Annotated in this window: 13 protein-coding genes; 6 read left to right on the forward strand and 7 right to left on the reverse strand. The window is 65.8% G+C overall.

The window, feature by feature from the left end:
• Positions 1–10 precede the first annotated feature (10 nt).
• The 3 genes from tssA to tssC all read left to right on the forward strand — a co-directional run bounded on the left by tssA (position 11) and on the right by tssC (position 3266).
• Positions 11–1036: a type VI secretion system protein TssA gene (tssA, locus tag AWB80_RS31935; protein WP_061178735.1), complete on the forward strand. Its 1026-nt coding sequence runs from the start codon at positions 11–13 to the stop codon at positions 1034–1036.
• A gap of 162 nt (positions 1037–1198) precedes the next feature.
• Positions 1199–1729, forward strand: a complete 531-nt coding sequence (gene tssB, locus AWB80_RS31940) for a type VI secretion system contractile sheath small subunit (RefSeq protein WP_061178681.1) — start codon at positions 1199–1201, stop codon at positions 1727–1729.
• 19 nt (positions 1730–1748) lie between these two features.
• Positions 1749–3266 carry a type VI secretion system contractile sheath large subunit gene (gene tssC, locus AWB80_RS31945; RefSeq protein ID WP_061178682.1) on the forward strand — a complete coding sequence of 506 codons (1518 nt, stop codon included), beginning with the start codon at positions 1749–1751 and terminating at the stop codon, positions 3264–3266.
• Between the two features lie 216 nt (positions 3267–3482).
• On the opposite strand, the gene AWB80_RS31950 is transcribed toward tssC, so the two are convergent.
• From AWB80_RS31950 to AWB80_RS31980, 7 genes are all read right to left on the reverse strand, one after another.
• Positions 3483–4259 (reverse strand): PP2C family protein-serine/threonine phosphatase, encoded by a 777-nt coding sequence (locus AWB80_RS31950; RefSeq protein WP_061178683.1) that lies wholly within the window; start codon positions 4257–4259, stop codon positions 3483–3485.
• 28 nt (positions 4260–4287) lie between these two features.
• Complete coding sequence (gene tagH, locus AWB80_RS31955) at positions 4288–5607, reverse strand: type VI secretion system-associated FHA domain protein TagH (protein ID WP_061178684.1); 1320 nt, start codon at positions 5605–5607, stop codon at positions 4288–4290.
• A 3-nt stretch (positions 5608–5610) separates the two neighbouring features.
• The gene (tssH, locus tag AWB80_RS31960; RefSeq protein WP_061178685.1) at positions 5611–8247 is read right to left on the reverse strand and encodes a type VI secretion system ATPase TssH; all 2637 of its coding nucleotides are present in this window, start codon (positions 8245–8247) and stop codon (positions 5611–5613) included.
• Positions 8248–8334: 87 nt separating this feature from the next.
• Positions 8335–9417 carry a type VI secretion system baseplate subunit TssG gene (gene tssG / locus AWB80_RS31965; RefSeq protein WP_061178686.1) on the reverse strand — a complete coding sequence of 361 codons (1083 nt, stop codon included), beginning with the start codon at positions 9415–9417 and terminating at the stop codon, positions 8335–8337.
• The gene (tssF, locus tag AWB80_RS31970; protein WP_061178687.1) at positions 9393–11282 is read right to left on the reverse strand and encodes a type VI secretion system baseplate subunit TssF; all 1890 of its coding nucleotides are present in this window, start codon (positions 11280–11282) and stop codon (positions 9393–9395) included. Before tssF ends, tssG begins: the two co-directional genes overlap by 25 nt.
• Before the next feature lie 22 nt (positions 11283–11304).
• On the reverse strand, positions 11305–11811 hold the full coding sequence (gene tssE, locus AWB80_RS31975; RefSeq protein WP_061178688.1) for a type VI secretion system baseplate subunit TssE: 507 nt from the start codon (positions 11809–11811) through the stop codon (positions 11305–11307).
• An 18-nt stretch (positions 11812–11829) separates the two neighbouring features.
• Complete coding sequence (locus AWB80_RS31980; RefSeq protein ID WP_061178736.1) at positions 11830–12420, reverse strand: type VI secretion system tube protein Hcp; 591 nt, start codon at positions 12418–12420, stop codon at positions 11830–11832.
• Positions 12421–12570: 150 nt separating this feature from the next.
• Between AWB80_RS31980 and AWB80_RS31985 the strand changes: the two genes are divergently transcribed.
• The 3 genes from AWB80_RS31985 to AWB80_RS31995 are packed head-to-tail and all read left to right on the forward strand — an operon-like array spanning position 12571 to position 15861.
• Positions 12571–13053 carry an Hcp family type VI secretion system effector gene (locus tag AWB80_RS31985; RefSeq protein ID WP_061178689.1) on the forward strand — a complete coding sequence of 161 codons (483 nt, stop codon included), beginning with the start codon at positions 12571–12573 and terminating at the stop codon, positions 13051–13053.
• Between the two features lie 27 nt (positions 13054–13080).
• Positions 13081–15501, forward strand: coding sequence for a type VI secretion system Vgr family protein (locus AWB80_RS31990; protein ID WP_087131756.1), 2421 nt, complete (start codon positions 13081–13083; stop codon positions 15499–15501).
• Between the two features lie 15 nt (positions 15502–15516).
• Positions 15517–15861 carry a hypothetical protein gene (locus AWB80_RS31995; RefSeq protein ID WP_061178690.1) on the forward strand — a complete coding sequence of 115 codons (345 nt, stop codon included), beginning with the start codon at positions 15517–15519 and terminating at the stop codon, positions 15859–15861.
• The last annotated feature ends 9 nt before the right edge of the window (positions 15862–15870 follow it).

Consider the following 15870-nt stretch of genomic DNA (forward strand, 5'->3'; position numbering starts at 1 on the left):
GGGAGCCGCGATGATCGACGTCGAACCGTTGCTCGCGCCGGCCGTGACGATGCCGCCCGCGGGCATCGATCTCGAATACGACGCGGCGTTTCTCGAATTCGAAGCGCTCGCGCGCGGCATGCCCGAGCGTCAGTTCGACACGCTCGCCGAGCCGCCGCCGTGGCACGACGTGCTGGAGCAGGGCGAGGCGCTGCTTGCGCGCTCGAAGGATCTGCGCGTCGCCGTGGCCTGGACGCGCGCGGCGGCGCGCGTTCATGGCATCGCGGGTTTTCAGGCGGGCATGCGGCTGCTGACGGGGCTGTGCGAGCGCTATTGGGACAGCCTTTTTCCGCCGCTCGACGCCGACGAAGACCACGACGCCGCGCTGCGCATCAACGCGCTCGCGCCGCTCGCCGATGCGTACACGCCGTTCGCGCAAACCGAGACGCTGCTGCACGATCTGCACGAATGCGAGGTGTGCCGGGTGCATGGCGAGCGTCTGACCGTGCGCGACATGCTGGTGGCCCAGGGCCGGCTTGCGCCGCAGGAAGGCGCGAGCGCCGCGACGCTGCCGCGCGTGGAAGGCATGCTCGCCGATGCGCTTGCGCAGCATCCCGGCATCATCGGCGAGGGTGTCGATCTGCCGCGCGCCGTGCAGGCGTTGTCGGACGTCTTGACGGAGAAGCTCGGCGCGGAACGCGCGCCTTCGATGAGCGCGCTGACGCTCGCAACGCGCCAGGTCGCCGCGCAGTTTCGTACCTTCGTTCGAACGGATGACGCGTTCGCCGAAGCGCCGGCAACCATGACAACGATGCAAGAAGCGCCCGCGCATCGCCCGACGGCGCGCCCCGGCGAGATCGCGACACGCGAGGATGCCGTGGCCGCGCTCGATGCCGTGTGCGCGTTTCTCGAACGCACAGAACCGACGAATCCGGCGCCGCTCCTGATTCGCCGCGCGCGCGGACTGATGGGCAAGGATTTTCTGGCGGTCATGCAGGACCTCGCGCCGGACAGTCTTGCGCAGATTCATCTGATTGCCGGGACGAGGCCGCAGTGATGCATTGAACGGCCTGGCCGCCTGCGTCCAGCATCGTGTGGACGCGAGGCGTTTTCTCGACGCCGCCATCGCCTCGCGAGACGCATCGAAATAAGTCTTTTCAATCCGGCCGCGCCTCGTTCGTTTTAAGAGCGTGGCTCGTGCTCACGCGAAGGAGGCGTCATGGCAACCAGCAGTCAGAAATTCATCGGCCGCAACCGCGCGCCGCGCGTGCAGATCGAATACGACGTCGAAACCTACGGCAGCGAGAAGAAAATCCAGCTTCCGTTCGTCATGGGCGTGATGGCGGATCTTTCGGGCAAACCCGCCGAAGCGCTGCCGCCGGTCGATCAGCGCAAGTTCCAGGAAGTCGATATCGACAACTTCGACAGCCGCATGAAGGCGATGCATCCGCGCGTCGCGTTCCAGGTGCCGAACAAGCTGACGGGCGACGGCAACATCAGCGTCGACATCACGTTCGAGAACATGGACGACTTCTCGCCTGCAGCCGTCGCGCGCAAGGTCGATGCGCTCGCGAAGCTGCTCGAAGCGCGCACGCAACTCGCGAATCTCGTCATTTTCATGGACGGCAAGAACGGCGCCGAAGAACTGATCGCGCGCGTGCTCGACGATCCCGCGCTGCTCAAGACACTTGCCACGAGCGCGCCGGCCGCGCCGGACAGCGCAGCCGCGCCGTCCGCCGCCGCCGAATGAGCCCTGAAAGGAAACGATCATGTCCGACATTCCGCAGTCCGCCGCCACGTCCGCTGAATCGCCGTCCGCGCTACAGGGCGCGACGCTCGAAGGCGACGATCTCTCCGCGCTCCTGAACCGCGAGTTCCGCCCGAAGAGCGACGAAGCCAAGTCCGCCGTGCAGACCGCCGTGCAGACGCTCGCGCAACAGGCGCTCGCGCAGACGAAGATCATTTCCGGCGATGCGATCCGCTCCATTCAGGCGATGATCGCCGAGATCGACGCGAAGCTCACCGAACAGGTGAACGAGGTCATGCATCATCCCGACTTTCAGAAGCTCGAAGGCTCGTGGCGCGGGCTGCACTATCTCATCAACAACACCGAAACGGACGAGATGCTCAAGATTCGCGTGATGAACATCTCGAAGAAGGATCTCGGCAAGACGCTCAAACGCTTCAAGGGCGTCGCGTGGGATCAGAGCCCGCTCTTCAAGCAGATCTACGAGCACGAGTACGGCCAGCTCGGCGGCGAGCCGTTCGGCGCGCTGATCGGCGATTACTACTTCAATCAGACACCGCCGGATGTCGAACTGCTCGGCGAAGTATCGAAGATCGCGGCGTCTGCGCATACGCCGTTCATCGCCGCTGCCGATCCGAGCCTGTTGCAGATGGACTCGTGGCAGGAACTCGCCAATCCGCGCGATCTCACCAAGATATTCGGGACACCGGAATATGCGAGCTGGCGTTCGTTGCGCGCATCCGAGGATTCGCGCTATATCGGTCTTGCGATGCCGCGTTTTCTGGCGCGTGTGCCTTACGGCGCGCGCACCGAGCCCGTCGACGAATTCGACTTCGAGGAAGACACCGGTTCCGCCGATCACACCAAATACACCTGGGCCAACTCGGCCTATGCGATGGCGGTGAACATCAACCGTTCGTTCAAGCTCTATAGCTGGTGCTCGCGAATTCGCGGGGTGGAGTCGGGCGGGGCGGTCGAAGGCTTGCCCGTGCACAGCTTCCCGACCGACGACGGCGGCATCGACATGAAATGTCCGACCGAGATCGCCATTTCCGACCGGCGTGAGGCGGAGCTTGCGAAGAACGGCTTCATGCCGCTGATTCATCGCAAGAACTCGGATTTCGCGGCGTTCATCGGCGCGCAGTCGCTGCAGAAGCCTTTCGAATATGAGGATCCGGATGCGACCGCGAATGCCGCGCTTGCTGCGCGCCTGCCGTATCTGTTCGCTTGCAATCGCTTTGCGCATTACCTGAAGTGCATCGTGCGCGACAAGATCGGCACCTTCAAGGAACGCTCAGACATGGAGATCTGGCTCAACAAGTGGATCACGCAGTACGTGGATGGTGATCCGGCCAACTCGTCGGAGCATACGAAGGCGCAGAAGCCGCTCGCTGCCGCTGAAGTCAAGGTGCAGGAAGTGCCGGGGGCGCCGGGGTATTACACGTCGCAGTTCTTTTTGCGGCCGCATTATCAGTTGGAAGGGTTGACGGTGTCGCTGCGGTTGGTTTCGAGGTTGCCTTCGGCTAAGCAGGCGGCTTGAGATTGCTTGTTTCAGGCGTCGATGCCCGCGCGCGGCATCGCGCGCGAGTTGAACTCTGCTCTCTACCGTGCGCTCCTTGACTTCACTTCGTCTCAACCTCAGAAGCGAAGTATGAGGTCGCATAGCCCATAGCGCGGCCGGTGTGAAGTTCCGGGTCATAGAGTCGGCCCGGCACAGGGCCAGCGCTGATCGTGCCACACGGGATCCGGCGAAAAATCAGTAAGACATCCGAACAGTCCGCATCGCATCTCCAACCCACACCGCGCTCGCGGTAAAGTTGTCCTGATTCGGCCGCGCGGCCTCGCGCAAACGCGCCACCATCCGATCGAGCCATTCAGCGGGCGTCTGCGCGCGTCCGATCTCATCGATCATCATGGACTCGTCGAGATATTCCCAAAACCCATCGGTGCAAAGCAGAAAAGCGTCTCCATCGGCGATAAAAAAAGGCTCATCCGATGCCGCGATCGACAAATCCTCCGCCGTGCCGAGCGCCGAGAACAGCACATTGCGCCGCGGATGTCCACGCACGTCGCGCGTGTCGAGCAGATTCGCATCGATCATGCTCTGCACGAGGCTATGATCCTGCGTCTGCACGACGGTTGCGCCACGCCTGAAGCAATACAGTCGCGTGTCGCCGCAATGCGCCCACGCCGCCACACCGGCGGCCGCGTCGATGCCGAGCAGCACTGCCGTCGAGCGCATCTGCGCAAGCTCGGGATCGTGCTCCTGCGCATCGATGATGGCGTCGTTGGCGCGCAGCAGCACGCGCAACAGATTCGGCCCGCTGAGCGCGATACCCGTCGCCGCCACGCGCGTGAGTTCCGCGAGCACGGAATCGACCGCGATGCGCGACGCTGCATCGCCGCCGCCGTGACCGCCCGCGCCATCCGCGACCACGCTCGCGAACAGCGCCGCGTGCCGCCATTGTCCGTAGGCGTCCTCGTTGCGCGACCGGCCGCCGACTTCGCTCACGTTCGCGGTTTGCAGTTGCATGGCGTGTCTCTCGTTCGCGTGGCGTTCGTTACTTCCGGCCGTGCCGTTTCAGTTCGTCGATCTGCGCTTCGTAAGCGGCGACGAACGCGCGGCCGAACAGCGTATGGAAATCTTCGGTGGCTTCGCGCGAAAGCTGGCCGTACATCTCGATGAACAAGTCCCAGCAGCGCGCGCGGCGGTTCAGTCCGGGCAGAAAGCCATCGAGCATCGAGCGTCCGGACAGGCGCGCCTCGATGCGTTGCGGCTCGAACCGCTCGAACACGCCATCGAGCGCGGCGCGCATTCCCGCGACCATGCCGACCTGATGCGCCCGCAGATCGGCGTAGGCGTCGTCGAGGGCTTCGGCGGGCGGCATGAAGCCGCGCATCGGCGGATTGAGCAGATGCGCGAGCGCGGCCTCCACGTTTGGCGAGAACTTGAGCGGATTGTTGTCCGATGCCGCGATCATCGTCGCGCCGGTGCGCATCTCGCGCTTGAGCGCGGCGCGCGCGGCGAGCAGTTCGAGCGTGCCGCGCGTCGCTTCGCGCAGCAGTGTGCCGACGAGCTGCATCAGCTCGGGCGTGAGCGCGTCGATGCGCACGCCGGAGGCGTCGAGGCCCCGCAAAAAGGCATCGACGAGCGCGCGGTCGTCGGCCGGCTCAGCGGGCGTTGCAATAGGCGAGGGCGATGCGCGCGGCCTCGGTGGCGTGAACGCGCTGCGCAGCTCGGAACCGGCATCGGGCCGCGTGGCGGGCGTCTCGGCGGGCCGCGCCGCGCCGGTCAGGCTCGCGAACGGATCGGCGTCGTGCGCGGTGTTGGGCTGCGTGAGCGGTTCGATCAGGGAATCGGTCAGCGCGTCCTTACCGGACGCGCCCGGCGCGAGATCGAACAGCTCGTCGATGGAGCGTTTCGACGCCGGATCGTCGAAGCCGAAATCGAAATCGTCGGCGGGAGCGGGCGTGCGCGCGGGTGAGGACGTTTGCGGAGCCGCATCGAACAGCCCCGCGAACGGATCGTCCGAAGCCACGTCCGATTCCGCCGTGACCGTGTCGTCTTCGCCGGAGACATCGGCGCGCAACTGATAGCCGCCGATCTGCACTTCGTCGCCGTGCGCGAGCGCCACTTCCTGGCCGGGATCGAGCGGCGCGCCGTTGACGAGCGCCGGATTGCTGCCGCGGTCGATGAGCAGGAAACGCCCGTCGCGCCACACGATCTGCACGTGCAGGCGCGACACGGTGCGCTCGGCGTCGTCGAGCACGAGACGGTTGGTGACCGCGCGGCCGATGGTGCCGCCTTCGGCATCGAAGTTCGCCGCGAGCGGGACGCGCGGCGGTTGTCCGTTATGAAGCGTCACCGTGAGTGTGAGCATGGTTCAGTCGAAAGCGTAGACGAAGTCGCCCGCGCTCGCCGAAAGCCGGATGCGCGCAAGCGCACCGCCTTCGGTCAGGCGCGTCAGATATTCCTTCGAAATGCGCGGCAGCACGGTGTTGGTGAGCAGCGCATCGATCACGCGGCCGCCTGATTCGGCTTCGGTGCAGCGCGAGACGATGAGCCGCACGGCGTCATCGTCGTAGTCGAACGGAATGCCGTGATTGTCCGCGACGCGCCGGCGGATGCGCTCGAGTTGAAGGCGCACGATATCGGCCATCTTCGCGTCGGAGAGCGGGTAATAGGGCACCGTGACGAGCCGCCCGAGCAGCGCGGCGGGAAACACGTCGAGCAGCGGAGCGCGCAAGGCGCGCGCGAGTTCATCGGGCGCGGGCACGCTGGCGGGATCACGGCACATCGACATGATCAGATCCGAGCCGACGTTCGACGTGAGCAAAATGATCGTGTTCTTGAAGTCGATATAGCGGCCTTCGCCGTCTTCCATCCAGCCCTTGTCGAAGACCTGAAAAAAGATCTCGTGGACGTCCGGATGCGCCTTCTCCACTTCGTCGAGCAGCACGACGCTGTAGGGGCGGCGGCGCACCGCTTCGGTCAGGATGCCGCCCTCGCCGTATCCGACATAGCCGGGCGGCGCGCCCTTGAGCGTCGATACGGTGTGCGCTTCCTGAAACTCGCTCATGTTGATGGTGATGACGTTCTGCTCGCCGCCATAGAGCGTCTCGGCGATGGCGAGCGCGGTCTCCGTCTTGCCGACGCCCGATGTACCCGCGAGCAGGAACACGCCGATCGGCTTGTCGGGATTGTCGAGCCGCGCGCGCGAGGTCTGGATGCGCTTCGCGATCATGTCGAGCGCGTGGCGCTGGCCGATCACGCGGCGATCGAGCGCATCGGCGAGATTCAGCACGGCGGCAAGCTCGTTTTTCAGCATCTTGCCGACCGGAATGCCGGTCCAGTCCGCGACCACGCCGGCGATCACGCCCGCATCGACGCTCGGCAGGATCAGCGGGGCGTCGCCCTGCAAGTCCGCGAGACGCGCCTTGAGTTCCGCGAGGTGCGCGAGGCGTTCGTCGCGGGACGGCGTATCGACGGCTTCGCCTTGTTCGCGCAGCGAGGCGCGTAGCGCGAGCAATTCGTCGACCACGCGCTTCTCTTCGTCCCAGCGCGCTTCCAGAGCGCCGAGCGCATCGTGTTCGCGTGCGAGCAGCGCGGCGACATCGGCGGCGCGCGTGCCGACATCGACGCCGGCATTCGCCTCCCGCGCGACGATCTGCGCTTCCACGTCGAGCGCTTCGATGCGGCGGCGGCAGTCGTCGACCTGCGCCGGCGTCGCGTGCTGGCTGACGGCGACGCGCGCGCACGCGGTGTCGAGCAGCGAGACGGCCTTGTCGGGCAACTGCCGCGCCGGAATGTAGCGATGCGACAGCCGCACGGCCGCTTCGATCGCCTCGTCGAGCAACTGCACGCGATGATGCCCTTCGAGCACCGCCGCGACGCCGCGCAGCATCCGCACGGCTTTCGCCTCGTCCGGCTCGTGCACCTGCACGACCTGAAAGCGCCGCGTGAGCGCGGGGTCCTTCTCGATGTGCTTCTTGTACTCGGCCCAGGTGGTCGCGCCAATCGTGCGCAGATCGCCGCGCGCGAGCGCGGGCTTGAGCAGATTCGCCGCGTCGCCGGTGCCTGCCGCGCCGCCCGCGCCGACCAGCGCATGCACTTCGTCGATGAACAGGATCACCGGCTTCGGGCTCGCCTGCACTTCCTCGACGACCTGTCGCAGACGCTGCTCGAACTCGCCCTTCATGCTCGCGCCCGCCTGCAGCAGCCCGAGATCGAGCGACAGCAGCGCGACTTCGGCGAGCGGCGGCGGCACGTCGCCGCGCACGAGACGCTGCGCGAAGCCTTCGACGACCGCCGTCTTGCCGACGCCGGCCTCGCCCGTGAGCAGCGGATTGTTCTGCCGCCGCCGCATCAGGATATCGATGAGCTGGCGAATCTCGTCATCGCGGCCCGTGACGGGATCGAGCTTGCACTGGCGGGCTTTCTCCGTGAGATCGGTAGCGTATTTCCGCAAGGCTTCCTGTTGGCCCATGCTCGCGGGTTCGGGCTCGCTTCCGGACAACTGCGCGCCCGGCTCGTCTTCGCCTTCCTCGACCGAATCCGCGACGATGCGCGCGAAATTGTCCGACAGGTCTTCCGCCTTGATGCGTTCGAACTGCCGCGACATGGCGAAGAGCACGTTGCGCAGCCGCTGCGTTTTCAGCATGCCGACCAGCAGATGGCCAGTGCGCACCTTCGTCGCGCCGAACAGCAGCGTGCCGTAGACCCAGCCGCGCTCGATCGCATCGGTGACGTGCTCGGAGATGTCGGAAATCGAGGTCGCCCCGCGCGGCAGACGGTCGAGCGACGCGGTCAGCTCGCGCGCGAGCACGGCGGCGTCCACGCCGTAGTGCGCGACGATGCGCTGCCAGTCCGAGTTCGGCGTCTCCAGAATCTGCATGATCCAGTGCGCGAGCTCGACATACGGATTGCCGCGCATCTTGCAGTAGACCGTCGCGCTTTCGACGGTCTTGTAGCCGAGCCTGTCCAGCTTGCCGAACAGCGCGACACGACTGATTTCCGCCATCGCGTTTCTCCTCTCCCGACGCACGTGCCTCCATCCGATAAGACGGCGCAACGGCGGGAATTTTGCAAGGTGCTTTCGATGCGCCTGTCACGCGAGATGCGCGTCGGCATCGAGCGCGAGATCGGCGCAATCGGCGGCGCGGCCGGCGAGACCGAGCCAGGCCGAATAGCCGAGCCGGCCGTAGCGGCCGATCTGCGCGGTCGGCACTTCATCGGCGGCGAGGATGAGTTGCGCGTCCCACGCGAGTTCGCCGTTCAGATGTCGGCGCACCACGGCGACGAGCGTCGGCAGCGCGGCGCCGCCTGGCAGCAGCGACTCGAACTGCGCGAGCGACAGCGGCCCGATCACGAGACGAAACGCGTGCTGACGATCCCACACGGCGCGGCCCAGCACCGCGCCGCGTCCGAGTTGCGCGAAGCCGGATGTCTCGCCCGAAAAGCGCGCCGCGCGATGCCGCAGCGCGGTGCGCTCCTCGCGTTGCAGTGTCATCCAGTGCCCGCGATACGGCTCGATGCGCACCGGCACGCGCAGCAGCGCAGCCGCGATCGCTTCGAGCACCTCGGCGGGACGCGTCTGCATGTTCCAGAGGCCCGCGAAATGCAGCTTCGCGTGATCGGAGACGGCGTCGCGCTCGCGATTCGCTGCATCGGCGTGTCCGATCAGCGCGCCCGCATAGAACGCGAAGCGGTCGTGTCCCGGCCGGTCCAGCGCCGTGACCGGCCGGCCCTGCGCCCACGCGCGATAGAACAGCAGCAGGAAACGATGCAGCAGCGTATCGAGCAGACGCGCGAAGGCCTTGTCGCCGTGATGCAGCGCGCGTTCGCGGGCGAAATCGGTCAGATGCAGCGGCAGCGGTCCGTTCGGGCCGAGGTAGCCGAAGAAGCGCTGTTCGAGGCGCGGCGCGTGTTCGTCGTGGGTGCGTCGCAGCGCGGCGAGCGGCGCGGGCGCGAAGGCGAGCGACACGTCCTGCGCGAGACGCAGCGGCTCGTCGGCGGGGCGCGCGCCGCAGCCGAGGCGCGGCAGATGCGGCGTCAGCGCTTCGAGGTGCCGCATCAGCCGATAGAAATCGTGCCGATGCGGCGCCTCTGCAACCGCATCGAACAGATCAGGCAGCGCGTCGGTCGGCTCCTCGCGCGCCGCCGCGCTCAGAAGATGGCTCTCGTGCCGCATCGCGGTGGACGTCGCAGGATTTCGCCGCGCGTGCTCGTGGAAAGCGCGGTCTGCACGAACGCATTGATCGACACGTAGCGCGCGAAAAAGCGCTCCAGCACGCAGCCGAACAGCCACGCGCTGCCGCCCTGGAACGCGAGATCGTCGACCAGCACGTCGATCATCAGGCCGCGCCCGAACGCGATCGGACCGGGCATCGGCAGGCGGCGCACGACGCCTCGCGCATCCACGGCGACGACGCCCGCGACCTGGCCGCGTCCCGCGCGGTCGATCTCGGGCACGTGCAGCATCAGCAGCGCGCGCAGTGCGGCGGCCGCTTCGCGCGGACCGTGGCCCATCGACAGATAGTGCAGCGACAACTGATCGATGAGCCGCCAGCTCTGGCTGCCATCGAGATTCGCGGGCGCGGGCCGCGACGGGCCGCTCACGCAGGTCACGGCGCTCACCGGCGCGGCGATGTCGAGAGAGAAACCGTTGCCCGCGCCGCCCTGCGGCATCATCAGCGGCAGATCGCGATTGGTGCAGAGTGTGGCGAACGCCAGTTGCCGCAGCGAGCCGCGATACGGCGCCGCGTTCGGATCGACGATCGACACATACGTCTCGCTGCCCACGTATTCCGTGCGCGCGCCGCTCTTGCGCCGCCCGGCCGGCACGATGCGCGGCTCGCGCTCGGTCGTGAAGTACGCCGCGTCGCCGGGGCGGTCCGCGAGAAAGTCCGCGTAGAACGGATGGAACGTCTGCTCGGTGTCGTCGCTCTGGCCATAGCCGGACACGCCGGTGACGGAATGCACCTCGAAGTCGAGCGGATGCGTGCGGTCCGGCACCACATGGAAACGCGCGGCGGCTTCCGTCACCAGCGCGCGGTCCGCCTGCTTCGGAAACAGGTTGATCGCGGGCACGCAGTCGAGCAGCACGTTGTCTTTCGTGACGATGCGTTCGAGCGATGCATCAGCGGTAGCGAGCAGGAACGTCAGTTCGATTTCGCGCGTCGCGAACGACGGCAGCACGTCGGCGAGCCCGGCGACGCGTGCGAAACGGAAGCGCTCGGGCAGCGCGAAGTATTCGTGCAGCAGGCGATAACCCTGGAAAGCATTGGGCGTGACGGGCAGCAGCGCTTCATCATCGCCGAAGCCGGCTGGCGCGACGGCATCGCCGGGCAATGCGGCAAGCGTGCGGCTCGGCCGCTCGGGCGTCGAGACGACCACGGCCAGCGTGCCCGCCATGACCTGTTCGTAGAGGCGATAGGCCGTTTCATCGGCGCCCGCGAAATACAGGCTCAGCGCATCGAGACGCAATGCGTCGAACGAGACGCCTTCGGGCGTCGCGAGCCGGATACGCAGCGCACCCTTCAAGCGATGCGCGAGCGCCTGCGTCGCGGGCAGCGCGGCGAGCGGCAGATCCTGCATCTGCGCGAGGTAGCGCGCCTCGGTCAGCTCGATGGGCCACAGCGTGAGCGCGGCGCCCGTGCGGAATGTGCAGTGCGTGTGAGCGGATGCGCCGGACGCGACCGGCGCGATGAGTGCGGTGTCGCGCGGCACCGTGAAGCCTTCGGCGAGATTCGGGCTGGCGAGATCGGGCGCGAGGCGGGCGATCAGCATCGAAGGCGTCGGACACGCGGCCTGCGGCAGCACGACATGTGTGAGCTGCTGCGTGAAGCGCGGAAACTCTTCTTCGATTTTCAGCTGCACGCGCGCGGCGAGAAATGCGGTGCCTTCGAGCAGCCGCTCGACGTACGGATCGGCCACGTCGATGCCGCTCATGCCGAGCCGCGCGGCGATCTTCGGAAACTGCTCCGCGAACTCCGCGCCCATCTCCCGCAGATGCGCAAGCTCGGTGTTGTAGTGACGCAGAAGGCGCGGGTCCATGTGCGGTCTCTTCAGGCGGCCGTCAGCGCGGCAGTTCCATGACTGTGATGCCGCCTTCCTCCAGATCGATCTGCGTGCGCAGCGCGAACTCGAGCGGCACGGGCTGGGCCCACAGCAGACCGCGGATCACGAGCGCGATCTGATTGTGCATGTCGAGCACGGAGCGATCGAGCACGGGCTCGATCTCCAGTGTCGACGGATCGATGCGCGGCTCGAAGCGCTCGATCGCGACGCGGATCGCCTGTTCGAGCAGCACCGTGTCGATGGTCGACGCGAAGCGTCCCGACAGACACGGCAAGCCGTAATTGAGCACCGACGCGAACGCGTGCGGAAAACTGTCCTCGGCGATCGCATCGCCGAGATTCGTCGTGTTGAAAAGCCACGAAACATCGCGCAGGACCGCCGCGCGCAGGCCGCGATGCGTCATGAAGCGCTCGCCGGCGGGATCGGCGCGCGTGCCGGGATCGTCGTCAATCAGGCGGTCGAGCAGCGTGGGCTGCAGGCGGTCGGCGGCGCTGGGCTCGTTCATCGGCTCGTTCCTCGCGTTTCAACTCACGCGCCGCGCGGAGACATCCAGCGCGAAGGTCACTTCCGCGCCGCGGCTGCCCGTTGCGGTTTGCGGTGCGCAGGTCATCGTCAGTTGCTGCGCCGAGATTTCGAACACCTCGCAGGGCCGCGCGAAACGCGCGCTCGTGAAGATGTGATAGTTGCGGAAATACGCCTGTTCCAGCTTCATCGACAGATATTCGATCTGCACGCCGTTGTCCGCGCCCGCCGCCTTGAAGCACTTGATATGCGCGAGCGCGAGCAATTCGGCCTGCGCGCACAGCTTCGCGATGACGGGCGACGCCGAGTCCACGGTCTTGATGACGCCGAGCGCGGTCACGCGCATGTCGCTCGCGTTGAGCGCGGCGGCGTGCGGCGCGGCGTCGTAGCCTTGCGCCCAGCGCCAGCCGTGGATCTGCATCGGCGTATCCCAGTCGCCGCGCTTGTTCGCTTCGCCCTTTACAGGCGTGTTGCTGCGCTTGGGGACGACGTGCAGAAACATGTCGTCTGAATCCGCGAGCGCGAGCAGATCGAACTGACGCAGGGCGTCGAGCGAGAGGGTGTTGTCAGGGCGCGGGTCGGCGGGCTGCATCGTGCTGTTCCGGTTGGACGACGGTCCGGACATAAGACGGCGCACGCCGTGCGATTTTGAAGTTCAAAAATGGCCGGCGCGGTTCGTCTAACCAGTGGATTGCATGCGCCGGGGCGCGCGCAACGAATGCCGATCACGAGGGAGGATCACATGGCTACGACCGACTGCTATCTGAAGATCGACGGAATCGACGGCGAGTCGAAGCACAAGGGCGCGGAAGGCCAGATCGAGGTGCTGAGCTTCAACTGGGGCGTGACCAACGCGAGCAATCCGATGACAGGCAGCGGCAGCGGCATCGGCAAGGCGTCGCCGGGCGTGTTCCAGTTCGTGCACCAGTACGACAAATCCGCGCCCACGCTCAAGAAGAGTTGCGCGAGCGGCAAGCATATCGGCAGCGCGAAGCTCACCGTGAGCAAGGCGGGCGAAGGGCAGAAAGAATTTCTGACCGTCACGATGAAGCAGGTGACCGTGACGAAGGTCGCGTTGATCTGCCTGCCCGGCGGCCATCCGGAACAGACCGTCGATCTGAGCTACGCGGACATCGAGTTCGAGTACAAGCCGCAGGACGACAAGGGCGCGCTGGGCGGCGCCGTGAAGTTCGGTTGGGACGTGCGCAGTACCGAAGTCCGTTGACCTTCCCGCCGACAGACCGGTGCGCCGATGCCCTCCGACGCCGTAGCGCAGAAGCCCCTCGCCAGCGTCGACACGCCGCTCGGCGATGACCTGCGTTTCCTGAGCCTGCGCGCGAGCGCGGAACTCGGGCGCATGCCGTGCTGCGAGCTGACGCTCGTGTCGAAGCGCGCGGACCTCGACTTCAGCCGCATCCTGGGCAAGCACGTGAGCGTGTCGCTCAACGTGCCGAAGGCGAAGCCGCGCGTGTTCGGCGGCTATGTGGTGGGCTTCCGTCAGACCGGCATGCGCAGGCGGCTGCATGTCTACGAGGCGGCGGTGCGGCCGTGGCTGTGGCTGCTCGCGCGGCGCAGCAACTGCCGCATCTTTCAGAACAAGACGGTCGAGGAAATCGTGAAGGCCGTGTTCGCCGATCCCGTCTACAAGGGACTCGAATTCGGCGAGATCAAATGGAAGGCCAGCACGCGGGCGCATCCACGGCGCGAATACTGCGTGCAGTATCGCGAATCCGATTTCAACTTCGTCAGCCGGCTGCTGGAGGATGAAGGCATCTACTACTGGTTTCAGGACAAGGACGGCAAGGAATCGCTGATCCTGACCGATACACTCGCCGCACACGAAAGCGTTTCGGGATGCGAATCATTGCCGTATGGCGCGGTACTGGCCGCCGCGCCCGATATCGAATACATCAGCGAGTGGCGCACGCATCACGCGATCGAAACGCACAACTGGCTGCTCACCGATTACGACTTCAAGAATCCGTCGCGGCCATTGCAGAAGCAGGCCGCGAAGCAGATGCAGGGCTTCGATGCGTTCGCCGGCCTCGAAAATTTCGACTATCCCGGCGGCTATGTCGAAGCAGATCACGGCGAGAGCCGCGCGAAGTCGCGCGCCGACGAATGGCGCGTGGAAGGCAGCGCGCCCGGCGATCCGGACATCAACTGGCATCAGGTCGAGGCGCGCACCAACGGCAGGAGCGTGCGCACGGGCGCGTTGCTCAAGCTGACGCGGCATCCGCGCGCTGACCAGAACGCGCAGTATCTCGTGACGCGCACGCGTTATGAAATCGACCTCGCCGATTACGAAGCCTTCGAGGGCGCGCAGACGAATCGCTGCGAATGCTGGTTCTCTGCGATCGACGCGAAGCAGGCCTTCGCGCCGGCCCGCACCGCGCGCAAGCCGTTCGTGCAGGGGCCGCAGACGGCGATGGTCGTGGGGCCGGGCGGCGACGAAATCTACACCGATCAATACGGCCGCGTGAAGGTGCAGTTTTTCTGGGACCGGCAGGGCAAGCGCGACGAGAACAGTTCGTGCTGGATTCGCGTGTCGCAGCCGTGGGCGGGCAAGGGTTGGGGCGCGGTGGCGATTCCGCGCATGGGTCAGGAAGTGATCGTCGATTTTCTGGAAGGCGACCCGGACCGGCCGATCATCACGGGCCGCGTGTACAACGCCGAGCAGATGCCGCCGTATGACTTGCCGGCGAACATGACGCAGTCGGGCATCAAGAGCCGTTCGAGCAAGGGCGGCAGCGCCGCGAACTGCAACGAACTGCGCTTCGAGGACAAGAAGGGCGCAGAGCAGTTGCTGATTCATGCCGAGAAGAATCAGGACATCGAAGTCGAGAGCGATGAATCACATTGGGTCGGGCATGACCGCAAGAAGAACATCGATCACGACGAGACGACGGTCGTGAAGCACGACCGCACCGAGACGGTCGGGAACAACGAGAAGATCGAGGTCGTCGTCGATCGCAAGGAGAAGGTGGGCAACAACGAGACCATCGCCATTGGCGCGAACCGGACGGAGACGGTCGGCGGCAACGAGAACATCACCATCGACAAGAACCGCACGATTCTCGTCAAGATGATGGAAACCGCCAGCGTGCTGCTGCAGCGCACGCATTTTGTCGGCATCAACGAAACAATTACCGTGGGCGCGGCGCAGGAAGTGGTGATCGGCGCGTATCAGACGGTGAAGGTCGTCGCGTATCAGAAGGTGAGCGTGGGCGCGGATCAGACCGTGAATGTCGCACGCAACCAGAAGACGAAAGTCGGCGGCGATCAGACGCTCGGCGTCACCGGCGGCCGGACCGTGACGGTCGGCAAGGACATGGGCGAGACCATCGAGGGCGCGCAGTCGAGCACGGTGAAGAAGGCGCGCACGACGTCGGTCACGGAAGACGATACGTTGACGGTCGGAAAGAATCTCAAGATCAGCGCGGCCGATTCGATCACGCTGGTCACGGGCGATGCCAGCATCACCATGAAGAAGGACGGGACGATCCAGATCAAGGGGAAGGACATCAGTATCGACGGATCGAGCAAGATCACGTCGACCGCGGCCAATATCAGTTCGGAAGCGTCGGCCAAGAGCGTGACGAAAGGCGCCGCGGTCGAAGTGGAAGCGTCGGGCATCAACACGATCAAAGGCAGCCTCGTGAAGATCAACTAGGGACGGGCCGACAAGATGAGCGTCGAACTCCGCTTTCTCATGGCGGCACTCGCAGCGTGGCGTCTGGCTTCCATGCTCGCGAAGCACGACGGACCGGGCCGTGTTCTCGTGCGCATCAGAGATGCCGCGCACCTGAATATCGGAGATGGCGGTGTCGCGTGCACGAAATGCATCGGCGTATGGGTGGCGATACCGTTTGCCTGGTTCGTCTGCAACGACATCGCCGGATGGATCGTCGCATGGCTCGCGCTCGCCGGCGCGACGGCGTTGATCGAAGACTGGTTGCAGCCGGCGTTCGAATGGAGGGAGGCTCGCAGCGATGAGTTGTTGCCGACAGAGCCGGACCGTCGCGCTGAGTGAATGGCATCG

The sequence above is a fragment of the Caballeronia pedi genome (assembly GCF_001544915.2).
GTDB classification, from domain to species: domain Bacteria; phylum Pseudomonadota; class Gammaproteobacteria; order Burkholderiales; family Burkholderiaceae; genus Caballeronia; species Caballeronia pedi.